Consider the following 12,999-nt stretch of genomic DNA (forward strand, 5'->3'; position numbering starts at 1 on the left):
TCATGCGTGTCCCGCCTCCAACGGCCCCCGACGGGCCGGGGTCACCGGCCAGCCGAAGCGTCCAGCCTCCTCTTTCAGCAGCGGGGAGTCCCCCACCACCACCGGCCGCCCCACCGCGCGCAGCAGGGCGAGGTCGCTCTCGTGGTCCCCGTACGCGAAGCAGTCGGCCGGGTCCGCGCCGTGCTCGCGCATCAGCCGGCCTGCGGCCTCGGCCTTGGCCTGCCCGATCATCGGACGCCGGACCTCACCGGTCAACACCCCGTCGGCGTCCACCAGCAGCTCGGTGCAGACCAGGGTCGCGCCCAACTCCTCGGCCAGCGCGGCCAGGAGAGGGCGCATCGAGCCCGAGACCAGCACGACCCGGCGGCCCGCCGCCCGGTGTTCGGCGACGGCGGCGAGCATGGGCAGCACGAAGGCCGTACCGCCACGGCGGTACTCCCCGTACCAGCGTCGGCCGGCCGCCTCCAGCTCGGCCAGCGGTACGCCGGCGTAGCGCCGGTAGTAGCGGCGGTTCAGCGCCTCGCGGTCGGGGGTCGCCGCGACCTCGGACGACAGGTCCGGGAGGTCGGCGGCGACCCGGCCGGGGTGCCGGTCCTGCCAGTACCGCCAGAACGCGACCGGGCTCTTCTCGGCGATCACGGTCTCGTCGACGTCGAAGAAGGCGAGGGCCGGGCGCACCCGCAGAGCCGCTCCGGTCATCGGGAACCCCGGTTCGCCAGAGCCGCGTCCGCGTACACCCCGGCCGCCGTTTCGAGGTCCAGGGCGCCGTGCCCGGCGGCGGTCGTGACGTCCCGCCAGGCGCGCTGCACCCGGCTGTCCGAGGACTGGCCGCGCATGCCGGAGGCGTGGAAGAGCTCGTCCACCGCCTCCCGGCACATGGCGGCCGCGGTGGCCGCGTCCCGGCGGTTCTCGGCCACCGAGAGCGGCGTGACCGTGCCCCGGTCCGCGCGGTCGGCGGCGTGCTCCAGCAGCAGGCCCGCCGCGTGGATCCGCGCGGAGGTGCGGGCGAGCAGCAGGCTCCGGCCGGGCTTGCCCGGCGCGGTCGGCCCGCACTCGTCCGTCCAGGCCTGCAGCGCCGCCCTGGCGGCACCCAGCACCGGCGCCGCGAAGATCAGGCCGGCGACCATCGGGTACGGGACGCGGTGGCAGCGGGCCGCGTCGGGCAGTGGGCTCAGTAACGCGCTCAGCGTGAACGAGCGGTGCGCCGGGACGACCACCCCGTCGCCGACCAGGCTGTTGCTGCCGCTGCCCCGCAGACCGACCGGGTCCCAGGTGTCCCGGACGGCCAGCTCGGTGCGCGGCACGGCGAAGATCCGGTGCTCCCGGATGCCGTCCGGCCCCAGGGTCCAGGAGGCCAGCAGCACCCACTCGGCGTGGTCGACCCCGCTGGCGGTGCGCCACTCGCCGTCCAGCCGCCAGCCGCCGGCCACCTCGGTGGCGCGGCCCTGCGGCGGGATGATCGATGCGGCGATCCGGACGTCCGGGCCGTCCGCCCAGAGGTCCCGCTGCCCCTGTTCGGGCAGGTAGGCGGCCAGTCGGCCGTGCGCCGCGAACAGGGCGGCGCACCAGCCGGTGGCGGCGCAGGCCTCGGCGGCGGCCGAGGCGTCGGCGAGCAGGCCGACGAAGCTCCCGGCCGCACCGCCCCACCGGGCCGGGACGAAGTGGCGCGGGAAGCCCGCGTCGACCAGGGCGTCGGCGACCTGCGGGGTGAGCCTGCGCTGCTCCTCGGCGGTGTGGGCGTCATGACGTGCGAGCTCGGTGAGCAGGTTCAACGCCTCCTGGGGGGCGGCTGTGTTCCGGCCATCCTGCGGTTGGTCGGCGGCCGGCAGGTCGGTGGTCGGCGGGGTGGTCGGGTCGGTGGTCCCGGTGGTGGCGCGGGTGGTGGCCCGGTGGGGGGCCTCGGGGGCGTTCAGCACGCCGCCTCCAGCAGGGTCCGGACCGGCTCGGCCGCGCCGCAGCGGACCGTGGCGTGGGCGAGTTCCCGCTCGCCCTGGTGGGCGCGCAGGGTGAAGACGTCGAGGCCGGCGGGCTCGGCGGTGATCGCCACCGGCGCGTCCAGCTCGCCGAAGGCGGTGAACTCCACCGTGAGCAGCGTGACGCCGCCGGCGCCCGGCCGGTGGTCCGCCGCGGCGACCCGGCCGGCCTGCCGGAACGCCTCGACCAGCGCCATGCCCGGCACGTGGTCGGACTCGTGGTCGAACAGCACCGGGTGGTCCAGGTCGAGCCGCAGCCACCAGGCGTTCGCCCGCATCGGGTCGGCGGCGATCAGGACGTCCCGCTCGGTGCGCTGGCCGACGGTGGCCGGCGACAGCGGGATCCGGGGCGGCTCGGGCAGCGGCGAGGTCCGGGGCTCGCGGCCGCGGTGGCGCAGCATGGTGTAGCGGTTGGGCTCCATCGGCTGCCAGCGCAGCCGGGTTCTACCGATCACTCGGTGCCGGACCAGGACGTCGGCCTCCAGCTCCAGGCGTAGGCGCCGGGCGCCCTCGGCGGGGCGGTGGCAGATGACGTCGAGCCCGACGGTGAGGTGCTCCGGGCCCACCGGGGGGAGCGCCTCGGTGAGGTCGACGGAGGCCTCGCTCAGCACGAACGGCATGCCGTACGGGATGTCGAGGAAGCGGTGGGACAGGTGGATGGCGGTCTGGCGGGTGGTTTCCACCAGCATCACGGGGTCGGCTGCGGGGCCGCCGTGGTGGGCCAGGTAGTGGTCCCGGTCCCAGCGGGCCGCGACCGCGAACCGGCCGGTGCCGAGCCGCTGCGCGTCCGTGAGCAGGACCTCCGCGTCGGCCGCCTTGTGGACGGACGCCCGCGGGACGCGGCGCTCGAACTCCATGCTCTTCCAGTGGTGCTCCGGCCCCGGACGGCCGGTCATCGGTTCAAGTCCAGGTACGACATGCATGAGCAGACCCCCTCCTGGCTCGCCGTGCCAGCCCATGCGCCGGTATCGTCCCGACGCGGCACGTGGCGACGCCGAGAAATATACCTTCAGGAAGGAATCTTGAGGGGTAAGTTTTTTGTCATCGAACACGACCGAACACGATCCACCCGCGACACCCTGCCCACCCACCACGGCGCCATGCCGACCGACGACGGAGAGTTCCCCGCATGCCGGAGCCGCAAGCCATTGTCTTCGCCCCACCCAAAACCCCGGTTCGGCGGGGTTCCGACCCCAAGCAGGAGCGCTCCGCCAGGACCCGGCAGCGGGTCCTGATCGGGGCCGCCGAGCTCTTCACCGAGCGGGGTTTCCGCCAGACGTCGGTCAAGGACGTCGCCGACCGGGTCGAGATGACCAAGGGCGCCGTGTACTTCCACTACCCGACCAAGGAAGCACTGGCCGTGGCGATCGTGGAGGAGCACTACGCACGTTGGCCGAAACTGCTCGATGAGGTCGCCCGGGAGGAGCTCGCCCCCCTGGAGACCGCCGCCCGGATGCTGGACCGGGCGGCCGTCGCGTTCCAGGACGACGTGATCGTGCAGGCCGGTGCCCGGCTGCAGATCGAACGGCCGCAGATCGACGTCGAGTTGCCCACCCCGTACGTCGACTGGGTCTCCCTGCTGGAGTCCCTGCTGACCTCCGCGCAGGAGGCGGGCGAACTGCGCGCCGACGTGGTCCCGGGGCGCGCGGCGCGCTCCCTGGTGTCGGCGTTCTTCGGTTCGCAGCATGTCTCCGACGTTCTCAGCGGACGGGCCGACGTGGTGGGCCGTTGGCGGGATCTGAGCGATCTGCTGTTCCGGGCGATGCGGACGGAGTGAGCCGCTCCGTCCGCATCGCGCCCGTCTGTCGTGAACGGCGGCCGTTCGGCGGCCGTTCGTCGGCCGGTGAACGGTGGACGTTCACCGGCCGTGAACGGCGGACGCCCGGGGGACGGAGCACCGCTGGGCAGCCGGTGCACCGTCCTCCGGGAGGGCGTGCTGTCTCGTACGGCCGGTCAGGCCGGGTCCGTCACCTGGCGCTTGGTGGACAGGACCACCAGGCCGCCGATCACCGCGAGGGCGGTCAGGACGGCGCCGAAGATCGTGGCGCCGTTGGTCAGGCCCACCGCGTCGCTGAGGTAGCCGGCCGAGACCGGCAGGATGCCGGCCGGGATGTAACCGCCCACGTTGAGGGCGGCGTTGGCCTCGGCGAGCCGCTGCGGCGCGATGGTGGAGTTGAGCAGCGACAGGCCGCCGAGCTGGCCCATGCCCTGGCCGGCGCCGGCCAGCAGCGCGGCGATGATCAGGACCGCGACCGCCTCGGAGTGCACCGCGATGATCAGCGCGACCATGCTCAGCATGGTGCTCACCGCGCCGGCCGTCAGGATGGTGCGGCGGCGCAGCTTCTGGACGGCGAACTGCACGCCGGTGGCGGCCAGGAACATCACGAAGGCCATGGCGCCGGCGACGATCCGGTTGGTGGTGCCGAGCAGACCGGACAGCAGCGAGGGGCCGAGCGAGAGCACGAACGAGGTGGCGGTGATGCCGGGGGCGAACACCGCGATGCCGAGGGCGAGCTGGCGACCGTTGCCGCTCGGGACGCCGGGCACCCGGATCCAGGCGCCCTTGCCGCGGTTCTCGGGGCGGCGCACCGGCATCCGCAGCACGACCAGCACGGCGCTGGCCAGGACCACGGCCTCGACGATGAACACGGTGACCGTCGGCCCGGGGGCCAGCTCGGAGAGCACACCGGCGAGCAGCGGGCCGAGGCCGGCACCGAAGACCATCGCGCAGGAGGCGAGCAGGGCGGCGATCCGCTTGCGCTCGGGTCCGGCCACGTCGGTGACCGCGGCCATGCCGGCCGAGACGACCGCGCCGACCGCGATGCCGGTGAACAGTCGCGCCACGATCAGCGCGGCCACGCTGGTGGCCGTTCCGAAGATCAGGCAGGCGGCGAGGCCGAGTGCCAGTGCCGGGAGCAGGACGGGCTTGCGGCCGACCCGGTCGGAGACCACGCCGGAGACCAGCAGCGAGCCGATCAGACCGACGATGTAGAAGGCGAACACCACGGTCAGGGTGCCCTTGGAGAAACCGATGTCGTGCTGCCACAGCACGTACAGCGGCGTGGCCGCGTTCGACAGGACGAAGACGGCGGTGACCGGCCATGCGGCCAGCCACACCCACCACAGCGGGGTGGCGGGCTTGGCGGCGGCGGGGGCGGTGGTGGCCTTGGCGGTCGCGGTGCGCTGCACCTCCTCGACGGCCTGGACGGGTGCGGTCCTGGTCTCGGACATGACGGTTCCTCCCGATCTGACTGTTGGCTCTCCAGCAGTACGAGTCGAGTCGAACTTAGCATGCAGTACGATTCAAGTCGTACTACATAGGAACCGAGTTATGAGGAGTCGAGGAGCTGCCTATGCCTACGACCACGGCCCACGCACCCGCCTTCAAGGTGCTCCCAGAGCCGTCCGACCTGCCCGAACCGCTGGCCGAGCCGGCCGTGGAGGAGCTGCGCCTGGAGCACGTCATGGGTGCGCTCAGCGACCCGCTGCGGCTGACCATCGTCCGCAAACTCCTGCTGGAGTCCGAGGACTTCGACCACTCCTGCGGCTGGTTCGGTCTCGACCGGCCCAAGTCCTCGCTCACGCACCACTTCAAGGCGCTGCGCGAGGCGGGGGTGACGCGCCAGCGTCAGTACGGGCTGGAGCGCCGCAGCCACGTCCGGGTGGACGACCTCAACGCCCGCTTCCCCGGGCTGCTCGACCTGGTCGCCGCCTGGACCCCGCAGGCCTGACCAGCGCCTCGGCCCCCGGCGGGTAGGACCGCCGGGGGCCTCACCGCATTGGTCGCCCTGTGGCGGCCGGGCGGTCGGGCGGGGATGCGGGATCATGGGTGGGTACCCCTGATCTCATTCGCCGAAGGACCCCGAACCGTGGCCCAGATCGTCCTCTTCCACTCCGCCCACGGGCTGCGCCCGGCCGTGCACGCCGCCGCGGACCGGCTGCGCGCCGCCGGGCACACCGTGCACACCCCGGATCTGTTCGAGGGGCGCACCTTCGACGACTCCGAGGCCGCGCAGGCCTACCAGGAGGAGATCGGTGGCAGCGACGAACTGCTGAAGCGGGCCGTGACCGCGGTCGCCCCGTTCTCCGAGGGCGGGCTGGTGTACGCCGGCTTCTCGCTCGGCGGCGCGGTCGCGCAGAACCTGGCGCTCGCGGACGAGAAGGCGCGCGGGCTGCTGCTCCTGCACGGCACCTCGGACCTGCGGGAGGACGCGGCGACCTCGATCCCGGTCCAGCTGCACATGGCCGACCCGGACCCGTACGAGCCGGAGGACTGGCTGAACGCCTGGTACCTGCGGATGCGGCGGGCCGGAGCCGAGGTCGAGGTGCACCGCTACCAGGGCGCCGGGCACCTGTTCACCGACGCGGACCTGCCCGACTACGACGAGGAGGCCGCGGAGCGCGCCTGGGCGGCGGCGCTGGACTTCCTCGCCGACCTGGAGGACTGACCCGCCGTCGTGACGGTCGGTGCGGGAAGTCGGACCGGCCGACTTCCCGCGCTGCGGGAGCGGTTCGCCGCCCTGGCCGTACGGGGCTCAGGGCCGCGCCGGACCGCGGCGCGGGAGGGTCTGGCTGTAGACGACGCTGGTGGTGGTGCTGCCGAAACCGGCGAGTTCGTCGACGAGGGTCTCCAGGTGCTCCATCGACGTTGCGGCCACCTTGAGGGTGTAACAGTCGTCGCCGGTGGTGCGCAGGCACTCCAGGATCTCGCGGCGGTCGGCGAGGACGCGGTGCAGGGGCTGGTGACGGTTGCCCGGGTACTTCAGGCGGACCACGGCGAGCACCGGGTAGCCGACCTTGGCCAGGTCGACGGTGGCGTGGTAGCCGGTGATGACGCCCAGCGACTCCAGGTTCCGCACCCGTTCGGTGGTGGCGGAGGGGCTCAGATTGACCCGGCGGCCCAGCTCGCTGAGGGAGATCCGGGCCTCCTGCTGGAGCTGGTCGATGATCGCCCAGTCGGTGTCGTCGAGGTTCGCGGTCATCGGGCGATATTACCGGGAGATTCGCGGCGGACGGGAGTGATCGCCGGGAGGATCTGGTTCCGGACGGGGTCTGCCCGGGAATAGCCTCGGGGCATGCAACTTGGCGTCAACGTACCGAACTTCGGACCGGGCACCGACCCCGGCGTGCTGCGCGCATGGGCGATGGTGGTGGAGGGCCTCGGGTTCGACCTGCTGATGGTGTCGGACCACGTGGTCGTGACCGCGGATGTGGCCCAGCGCTACCCGGAGCCGTTCTACGACCCGTTCACGACGCTGTCATGGCTGGCAGGGCAAACCGACGGCCTGCGGCTGGGGACGACGGTGCTGGTGCTGCCGTACCGCCACCCGCTGCTGGTGGCCCGGATGGCGAGCAGCCTGCACCGGCTCAGCGGCGGGCGGTTCGTGCTCGGCATCGGAGTCGGCTGGGCGCGGCAGGAGTTCGACGCGCTCGGGGTGCCGTACGGCGCACGCGGGCGGCTGACGGACGAGTACCTGGGGGTGATGCGGGACGCCTGGCGAGGGCAGGAGGCCGCCGTGCCGCCGGTCTGGATCGGCGGGCACAGCGGGGCGGCGCTCCGTCGGGCGGTGAAGTTCGGCGACGCCTGGCACCCGCTGCGGCTGCCGATCGCGCAGATGCGGTCGGTGCTGGCGGAGCACGCCATGCCGGGGTTCGCGCCGCGGATCGCGCTGCGGCTCACCGACGCGCCGGTGGCGGATCCCGAACGGCCCGCAGGGGTAGGCGACTTGGCGCAGGTGATCGGAGACCTCACGGAGCTGCGCGCGTTGGGCGCCGAGGCCGTGGTGCTGGACCCGTACCACGGCGACCCGGAGGAGACCCGTCGACCCGAGGCGGCATGGCGGGCTTTGACGGCGGTTTCGGAACACTGGAAGGCCCAGGGGAGGGCGGAGTCGTGATCACGGTTGCCGACGAGGCGCTGCTGCGGCGCGCGATCGCCGTCTCGGCCCGGGCGGTCGAGCTGGGCGACGCGCCCTACGGCTCGCTGCTGGCCGGACCGGACGGGACGGTCCTGGCCGAGGCTCACAACACCGTCCGGCGGGACGACGACATCACGGCCCACCCCGAACTGAAGCTCGCCCGCTGGGCCGCCCGGGAGCTGGACCCGGAAGTGGCCGCCCGCACGACCATGTACACCAGCTGCCAGCCGTGCGGCATGTGCGCGGGCGCGATCGTCCGCTCCGGCCTCGGACGGGTGGTGTTCGCGCTGGCGACCGAGCAACTCGTCGAGCTCAACCCGGAGTCGGGGGCGTGGCCGGTAGTGGCCCAGGACGGTCCGGCGCTCTTCGAGACGGCGCGCGGGCCGGTCGAGGCGTACTACCGGCGGAGTTGAGTCGAACTCCCGCGCAGTGGCGCTTCCGCTCAGGCCCGCAGGGTCCGTGCCTGCCGCACCTCGGCCGCCACCGTGCCCACCGCTGGCGTGCTCGCCGCCGACACCTGCCAGGCCGCCCGGCCCAGCAGCAGGCACAGCGGGGTGTAGAGCAGCAGATTGAGCGAGTAGAAGGTGTCGCCCGGGTCCGCCCAGGCTCCGGTCGCCCAGACCAGTCCGACCGCGCCGCGCGCCAGCAGCCCGCCGGCCACCGCCCGGGTCGCCCAGCGCGGCAGCACCGAGGGCAGTCGGTGGTCCAGGCCCGGCAGCCGCCCGCCCTGGACCACCACCAGCGTCGCGCCGGACAGGAGCAGTCCCGCGAGTGGGACCAGCCCTTGCGGGGTGAACGGCACCTGGGTGTTGAGCACCAGCTGCGACAGCCGGGTGGTGTCGTGCACCGGCCAGGTCCGTCCGGTGGCCCAGTACAGGTGGATCAGGCCGTCCACCGCCAGCACGGCGCCGACCGCGGTGGCCCTGCTGCGGATGCTCGCCGGCTTCGTGGCGTTGATCATCTCGTCGCTCATGTTGTTGCCTCACGGAGTGTCAGGACGCTCGGACACCCGGAGGAGCACTTCGCCCGTCGATCCGTTCCTGTGACGAGGAACACCGCGGTCGGGCGGAAGCCGCAGGGAACCTTTCGCCGCTTCGAGCCCTCCACCCGCGGACCCCTTGTTGCCGATCGACGGAGAGAGCGGAGAGAGCACCATGCAGGAGCCACCGCCCGGACTCGCCGAGCTGGTCCGGGCCGCCCAGGGCGGCGACCAACTCGCGGTCGGCCGGCTGCTGGACCTGATCACCCCGTACGTTCGCAGGCTCTGCGGTCCGATCGCACTGGACGACGGCGCGGACGCGACCCAGGAAGCGCTCATCGTGGTCTTCCGCAAACTGCGCCAACTCCAGGAGCCCGCAGCGCTGTTCGGCTGGGTGCGGGCCATCGCGGTGCGCGAGGCGGTGCGGTGCGCCACCCGCTCCGCGCGCTCCCGGCCGGCCGAGCTCGACGAGATCCCCGCGCCCGGCGACCCCCAACTGGCCACGGACATCCGCGACGTGCTCGCCCGGCTCTCCCCGGAGCACCGCGCCGTCCTGCTGCTGCGCGACCTGGAGGGGCTGGACGAACGGCAGACCGCGGAGCTCCTCGCGGTCGCGCCCGGGACGGTCAAGTCCCGGCTCTCCCGGGCCCGACTCAGCTTCCGAAAGGAGTGGCAGCAGTGACCGAGAACCCGACGCCGCAGTGGCCCGTCGCCGACTTCGACCCCGTCCGCCGACTGCACGTGATCGCCGCCACCGCGCCCGGAGCGGCCCGGGTCGGCGAGACCGTGCTCGATGCGCCGTTCGAGCAGGTCTGGTCGATCGCCCAGGACCTGGAACGCACGATGCCGCTCTGGATCCCCGACGTCCACACGGTCCGGCTCACCACCGCCGGCCCGACCGGATTCCTCCGGGCGCGGATCCACGGCCACAGCCGGTTGCGGGCGAGCTTCGACATCGACCTCGCCCCCGGCTGGTGCCTGATGCAGAGCCGTCTGGTGCTCGGTGGCATGGCGGCCCGCCCCGAGACCGACGGCACCACCCGCTTCGCGTTCCTCGGCGGCCTGCGCTTCCGGGGGGCGCGCCTCCTCGCGCCGGCGCTGCGCCCGTTCACCGGGGACCCGCTGGCGCGGTTCGCCGCTCTCCTGGAGGAGGGGTAGGCACGCGGCAGAGCAGCGGACTGCGGGTCGGTGGGCGCGTCACGGCTCCTCGCGGGGGCGTTCGGCGTGAGGGGCCGCGGCGTGCGGTGTCGGGGGTCTCTGCGAGCATCGTGCCGTGACTCGTACCCCTGATCAGCGTCCCGACGAGGCCGTCCTCGATGCCCTGCGCACCGCCTTCCCTCCGGAGTGGCGGGAACCGGCCCTGGGTGGCGAGGGGGTCGCGAGCTGGGAGGCGGAGCACGGCATCGTCCTGCCGGAGCCGTACCGGACCTTCGTCGCGGAGATCAGCAACGGCTGCAGCCTCGGCCCGGCGGAGGACGGCGGCCTGCAGCCGCTGGGCTGGCTGCCCGACGGCTGGCCGGACCTGGGCGAGCGGCGCCCGGCGGAGCCGTTCCCGCTGGAGGCGGCCTGGCCGTGGGAGGACGACGAGAGCGTCGACCCGGACGACCCCCGCATCGACGCGGTGTTCCTGCACGGGTCGGTGGTGCTCGGGTCCGACGACGGGCAGTCGTTCTGGCTGCTTGTGACGACGGGGCCCCGGCGGGGCGAGGTCTGGATGGTGTCCGACGTCGGGGCGCTCCCGGTGCCCGGGCCGGAGGCCTGGGGGTTCGCTGAGTGGGTCCGGCAGTGGCCCTCGGACGGGGAGTGGCAGGTCTGAGGCGACCTTCAACGCTTGATGACGGCGGTGCCGCCGTCCAGGTTGATGCCCGTGCGGGGCGGGGCGCCGTCGTGCTCGTCGTCGCGCAGCGTGAGTCGGGCCTGACGCTGTTCGGTCTGGACGCGCTTGTTGGCGTTGAAGAAGGCGTGCAACTCCTCGGTCGCGGTGGCGCCGAGGCCCATGCCGCCGGGGCGGGTTCGGGCGGCCAGGCGACGGGCCAGCCGGCCGGGGTGGCCCGATCGCACCACGAGGTGGCGGATCGAGGCCAGTGTGAAGGGCACGATCACCTGGATCGCCATGAAGAGCAGGCCTGCCATCATCACCATGCCCGCCCAACGTGCGCGGGTGGAAGGCCAGTTCCCGGCTGAGCGTCGATCTGAGAGCGCGGGAAGTCGGATGGGCCGACTTCCCGCGCGGTGGGGAGTCGTCCCAGCCGATGGCGGCTCCGATTCCCGGACGGTGGTCGCAACACGACGGCCTCGTATGGGTGACGTGCGCGCTTTAGCCGTGAACAGTAAGTAGCCTGCGAAGCATCAATCTCAGCCGGGCAAGTGATGCTGCTCATGTGGGCCTGCTGCGGCCCGCTGAGCAGCCGTGACCTTGCCCTGCGCATCGACTCGGAGAGGAGATGGACATGGCTGCGAAGAATCACGGCGAGGCGGCCCCCAGGCACGGATGGATGACGAATCCCCGCTCTCGCGCCGACATCCACTTCAACGGCGGCTGGCCGTCCAACGGGCTGGAAGCGGGCAAGTTCTTCCCGGCGGCCCAGGTCGGGTTGCCGGACCCGGACGCACCGGGGGATGTCAGGAGCGGACCCAAGCCGGTGCCGCCGGACGGGAAGATCGCCAGCGGCGGGAGCGAGCCGGCCGGCGCGGTGCTCGATGAGGTGCGGAACTGGCCGAAGGTCGATCTCCCGTCGGGCACGGAGGTTCCCTTCCAGTGGAACTTCTCGCAGAAGCACCGGACGCGTCGCTACAACTACTTCGTGACCCGGGAGGGTTGGGACCCGAGCGCCCCGCTGAGCCGCGCCCAGTTCGAGCCTGAGCCGTTCGCGACGTACAAGCCGTACGGCGACATCAAGTTCGAGGACATGCCGGACGCTTCCAACGACCCGCACCTCAGCAAGCCGCACTCGGTCAAGCTGCCGCAGCGTTCCGGCTATCACGTGATCCTCGGCGTGTGGGAGGTGGCCGACACCGGTCACGCCTTCTACCAGGTGATCGACGTGAACTTCACCCGGTAGTTCCCGGACGAGCAGTTGCGGCCCCTCGCGCGAACGAGCGCGAGGGGCCGCGAAGGTTGCGGGGATGGCTAGGGACGGAGGTGAGGGGTGTCGGTTGCGCAGGAAGGCGGGCGGGCCGACTTCCTGCGCGGTGAGCGCGGCCTCGTACTCTTCGCCCATGCACATCCGAAGATCCATGGCCCTGCTGATCGGCGCAGCCGCGCTGGTCAGCGCTTGCTCCAGTACGTCTGTTGCGCCCCGTCCGGACGCGAGCAGTTCCCCGGCCGACGCGGCGACTGCGACCGCGTCCGCACCGTCCGCGGCTGGTTCTCCCGGCGCGGGGACCAAGTTGAGCGCTGCCGACTTGCAGGGCCGCTGGTGGTCCTGGGCGGCTTCGAGCGCCAGTGACGTGAACCCCGTCTCGGACCAGGACGGCCACCTGTGCGCCCAGGGGCAGAAGGGCGGCATCTGGTTCCTGGCCGGCACCTTCGGCGAGACGGTGACGCGCTCGTGCACCGTGCCCGCGGGGGTGCCGATCGCCTTCCCCTTGGTGAACCGCGTCGGTGAGGCAGCCGACTGCGACGCGTTCATGGCCTCGGCGAAGGGGAGTGCCGTCCTCGACGGCCAGGCCCTGGAACCCGAGCGGTACGAGGCGACGCCCGTACAGGTCACCGGGGTGGACGGCAACCCGCTCACCCAGCACGGGGGCCGCTTCGGCACCCGGGCCTGCGGGTTGTGGGAACAGGTGGAACCGCTGGCGCCCGGCAGCCACACGCTGAGCATCCGGGGATCGTCGGGGTCCTTCGCGGTCTCCGTGGATTACACGCTTCAGGTCTCGGCCGGCTGACGAACGGCCTGTGCTGCGCAGGAAGTCGGGCGGGCCGACTTCCTGCGCAACGGAGGTGGGGAGGGTTGGCTGGCTATGCCAACAGATGGTCCAGGAGGCCCTGCTGCCCCTCCCACGCGCTCCGGCCGCCGTCGAGCGCGACCATTGCCGCGGCGTGTGGTGCGACCCGATGTGGCTCTGGTCGCCACGCACGTCGGTCGGAGCGCCGGGGAGCTCCGAGTGTTTCGTGGCATCGGAGGAA

General features: G+C 72.7%; 18 protein-coding genes. 11 read left to right on the forward strand and 7 right to left on the reverse strand.

All coding sequences use genetic code 11. The annotated features are described in order from the left end of the window. The 3 genes from ABZW30_RS23550 to ABZW30_RS23560 are packed head-to-tail and all read right to left on the reverse strand — an operon-like array spanning position 1 to position 2,869. Complete coding sequence (locus tag ABZW30_RS23550) at positions 1-699, reverse strand: HAD-IB family hydrolase (RefSeq protein ID WP_355673136.1); 699 nt, start codon at positions 697-699, stop codon at positions 1-3. Next, entirely contained in the window at positions 696-1,916 is a 1,221-nt protein-coding gene (locus tag ABZW30_RS23555) for an acyl-CoA dehydrogenase family protein (RefSeq protein WP_355673137.1), read from the reverse strand. Before ABZW30_RS23555 ends, ABZW30_RS23550 begins: the two co-directional genes overlap by 4 nt. Beyond that, positions 1,910-2,869, reverse strand: a complete 960-nt coding sequence (locus ABZW30_RS23560; protein ID WP_355673138.1) for a ScbA/BarX family gamma-butyrolactone biosynthesis protein — start codon at positions 2,867-2,869, stop codon at positions 1,910-1,912. The genes ABZW30_RS23555 and ABZW30_RS23560 overlap by 7 nt, the downstream gene beginning before the upstream one ends. A 233-nt stretch (positions 2,870-3,102) precedes the next feature. On the opposite strand from ABZW30_RS23560, the gene ABZW30_RS23565 reads away from it, so the two are divergent. Further along, the gene (locus tag ABZW30_RS23565) at positions 3,103-3,750 is read left to right on the forward strand and encodes a ScbR family autoregulator-binding transcription factor (protein ID WP_355673139.1); all 648 of its coding nucleotides are present in this window, start codon (positions 3,103-3,105) and stop codon (positions 3,748-3,750) included. 176 nt (positions 3,751-3,926) lie between these two features. On the opposite strand, the gene ABZW30_RS23570 is transcribed toward ABZW30_RS23565, so the two are convergent. Further along, positions 3,927-5,204, reverse strand: a complete 1,278-nt coding sequence (locus tag ABZW30_RS23570; RefSeq protein WP_355673140.1) for an MFS transporter — start codon at positions 5,202-5,204, stop codon at positions 3,927-3,929. Positions 5,205-5,326: 122 nt separating this feature from the next. Here ABZW30_RS23570 and ABZW30_RS23575 point away from each other — a divergent pair, with 122 nt between their 5' ends. Both ABZW30_RS23575 and ABZW30_RS23580 read left to right on the forward strand, forming a co-directional pair. Further along, complete coding sequence (locus tag ABZW30_RS23575; protein ID WP_355673141.1) at positions 5,327-5,704, forward strand: helix-turn-helix domain-containing protein; 378 nt, start codon at positions 5,327-5,329, stop codon at positions 5,702-5,704. A 138-nt stretch (positions 5,705-5,842) separates the two neighbouring features. After that, positions 5,843-6,421: a dienelactone hydrolase family protein gene (locus ABZW30_RS23580; protein WP_355673142.1), complete on the forward strand. Its 579-nt coding sequence runs from the start codon at positions 5,843-5,845 to the stop codon at positions 6,419-6,421. An 87-nt stretch (positions 6,422-6,508) separates the two neighbouring features. On the opposite strand, the gene ABZW30_RS23585 is transcribed toward ABZW30_RS23580, so the two are convergent. Beyond that, entirely contained in the window at positions 6,509-6,955 is a 447-nt protein-coding gene (locus tag ABZW30_RS23585; protein ID WP_355673143.1) for an Lrp/AsnC family transcriptional regulator, read from the reverse strand. 93 nt (positions 6,956-7,048) lie between these two features. Between ABZW30_RS23585 and ABZW30_RS23590 the strand changes: the two genes are divergently transcribed. Together ABZW30_RS23590 and ABZW30_RS23595 are read left to right on the forward strand one after the other, a co-directional pair. After that, complete coding sequence (locus tag ABZW30_RS23590; RefSeq protein WP_355673144.1) at positions 7,049-7,870, forward strand: LLM class flavin-dependent oxidoreductase; 822 nt, start codon at positions 7,049-7,051, stop codon at positions 7,868-7,870. Then, entirely contained in the window at positions 7,867-8,304 is a 438-nt protein-coding gene (locus tag ABZW30_RS23595) for a nucleoside deaminase (RefSeq protein WP_355673145.1), read from the forward strand. The genes ABZW30_RS23590 and ABZW30_RS23595 overlap by 4 nt, the downstream gene beginning before the upstream one ends. A gap of 29 nt (positions 8,305-8,333) precedes the next feature. Here ABZW30_RS23595 and ABZW30_RS23600 read toward each other — a convergent pair whose 3' ends face one another. After that, complete coding sequence (locus tag ABZW30_RS23600; RefSeq protein WP_355673146.1) at positions 8,334-8,864, reverse strand: DUF3995 domain-containing protein; 531 nt, start codon at positions 8,862-8,864, stop codon at positions 8,334-8,336. A gap of 181 nt (positions 8,865-9,045) precedes the next feature. On the opposite strand from ABZW30_RS23600, the gene ABZW30_RS23605 reads away from it, so the two are divergent. From ABZW30_RS23605 to ABZW30_RS23615, 3 genes are all read left to right on the forward strand, one after another. Next, positions 9,046-9,552 (forward strand): RNA polymerase sigma factor, encoded by a 507-nt coding sequence (locus tag ABZW30_RS23605; RefSeq protein ID WP_355673147.1) that lies wholly within the window; start codon positions 9,046-9,048, stop codon positions 9,550-9,552. Further along, positions 9,549-10,028, forward strand: coding sequence for a hypothetical protein (locus ABZW30_RS23610; protein WP_355673148.1), 480 nt, complete (start codon positions 9,549-9,551; stop codon positions 10,026-10,028). Before ABZW30_RS23605 ends, ABZW30_RS23610 begins: the two co-directional genes overlap by 4 nt. Positions 10,029-10,143: 115 nt before the next feature. Next, complete coding sequence (locus tag ABZW30_RS23615; protein ID WP_355673149.1) at positions 10,144-10,686, forward strand: SMI1/KNR4 family protein; 543 nt, start codon at positions 10,144-10,146, stop codon at positions 10,684-10,686. An 8-nt stretch (positions 10,687-10,694) separates the two neighbouring features. Here the strand turns inward: ABZW30_RS23615 and ABZW30_RS23620 are convergent, their stop codons facing one another. After that, positions 10,695-11,012: a DUF6191 domain-containing protein gene (locus ABZW30_RS23620; protein WP_355673150.1), complete on the reverse strand. Its 318-nt coding sequence runs from the start codon at positions 11,010-11,012 to the stop codon at positions 10,695-10,697. Positions 11,013-11,320: 308 nt separating this feature from the next. Here ABZW30_RS23620 and ABZW30_RS23625 point away from each other — a divergent pair, with 308 nt between their 5' ends. From ABZW30_RS23625 to ABZW30_RS23635, 3 genes are all read left to right on the forward strand, one after another. Next, a complete protein-coding gene (locus ABZW30_RS23625) occupies positions 11,321-11,932 on the forward strand; it encodes a lytic polysaccharide monooxygenase auxiliary activity family 9 protein (protein WP_355673151.1) in 612 nt (203 codons plus the stop codon). Between the two features lie 87 nt (positions 11,933-12,019). Then, positions 12,020-12,319: a hypothetical protein gene (locus tag ABZW30_RS23630; RefSeq protein WP_355673152.1), complete on the forward strand. Its 300-nt coding sequence runs from the start codon at positions 12,020-12,022 to the stop codon at positions 12,317-12,319. A gap of 1 nt (position 12,320) precedes the next feature. Then, positions 12,321-12,758 (forward strand): hypothetical protein, encoded by a 438-nt coding sequence (locus ABZW30_RS23635; protein WP_355673153.1) that lies wholly within the window; start codon positions 12,321-12,323, stop codon positions 12,756-12,758. Positions 12,759-12,999 lie beyond the last annotated feature (241 nt).

It is taken from the genome of Kitasatospora sp. NPDC004669 (genome assembly GCF_040609455.1).
In the GTDB taxonomy this organism is placed as follows: domain Bacteria; phylum Actinomycetota; class Actinomycetes; order Streptomycetales; family Streptomycetaceae; genus Kitasatospora.

Excerpts from the sequence above, each read along its gene's own strand:
- ABZW30_RS23550 (WP_355673136.1), bottom strand. The coding sequence starts at position 699 with ATGACCGGAGCGGCTCTGCGGGTGCGCCCGGCCCTCGCCTTCTTCGAC.
- ABZW30_RS23560 (WP_355673138.1), bottom strand. The coding sequence starts at position 2,869 with ATGACCGGCCGTCCGGGGCCGGAGCACCACTGGAAGAGCATGGAGTTC.
- ABZW30_RS23565 (WP_355673139.1), top strand. The coding sequence starts at position 3,103 with ATGCCGGAGCCGCAAGCCATTGTCTTCGCCCCACCCAAAACCCCGGTT.
- ABZW30_RS23570 (WP_355673140.1), bottom strand. The coding sequence starts at position 5,204 with ATGTCCGAGACCAGGACCGCACCCGTCCAGGCCGTCGAGGAGGTGCAG.
- ABZW30_RS23575 (WP_355673141.1), top strand. The coding sequence starts at position 5,327 with ATGCCTACGACCACGGCCCACGCACCCGCCTTCAAGGTGCTCCCAGAG.
- ABZW30_RS23585 (WP_355673143.1), bottom strand. The coding sequence starts at position 6,955 with ATGACCGCGAACCTCGACGACACCGACTGGGCGATCATCGACCAGCTC.
- ABZW30_RS23590 (WP_355673144.1), top strand. The coding sequence starts at position 7,049 with ATGCAACTTGGCGTCAACGTACCGAACTTCGGACCGGGCACCGACCCC.
- ABZW30_RS23600 (WP_355673146.1), bottom strand. The coding sequence starts at position 8,864 with ATGAGCGACGAGATGATCAACGCCACGAAGCCGGCGAGCATCCGCAGC.
- ABZW30_RS23605 (WP_355673147.1), top strand. The coding sequence starts at position 9,046 with ATGCAGGAGCCACCGCCCGGACTCGCCGAGCTGGTCCGGGCCGCCCAG.
- ABZW30_RS23620 (WP_355673150.1), bottom strand. The coding sequence starts at position 11,012 with ATGGTGATGATGGCAGGCCTGCTCTTCATGGCGATCCAGGTGATCGTG.
- ABZW30_RS23625 (WP_355673151.1), top strand. The coding sequence starts at position 11,321 with ATGGCTGCGAAGAATCACGGCGAGGCGGCCCCCAGGCACGGATGGATG.